General features: G+C 64.6%; 1 pseudogene. It reads left to right on the top strand.

The annotated features are described in order from the left end of the window. Positions 1-294: pseudogene (locus HMPREF2924_RS24905) on the top strand (hypothetical protein); the annotation flags it as partial.

A 294-nucleotide genomic window follows, 5' to 3' on the forward strand; every position in this document is an offset into this window, starting at 1 on the left:
GGCTGGCAGCTATGCGGCACACCAGCCGGTTGACGTCATTCACTCGGCGTACTCGGCAGTTCACCAGTCCGACCTGGTCGAGAACTTCTACAACCGCATCTGGCTGATCCCTGGCCGATTGGATCTGGGGAACGTCGTGAGCGTGCAGGAACGTCCCGTCTCAGTTTGGAACGCCCACTTCACGCCCCGCACCCTGTCGCAGATCGATCGCGAGGACGCCGATGGCATCAGCCTGGCCGGCCAGCCGTCGCCGCCGTTGCCGTTCGCGGCGCTGCAGGAGCGCATCTGGACTGT

It is taken from the genome of Pseudomonas sp. HMSC063H08 (genome assembly GCF_001813645.1).
Lineage (GTDB): Bacteria > Pseudomonadota > Gammaproteobacteria > Pseudomonadales > Pseudomonadaceae > Pseudomonas > Pseudomonas aeruginosa.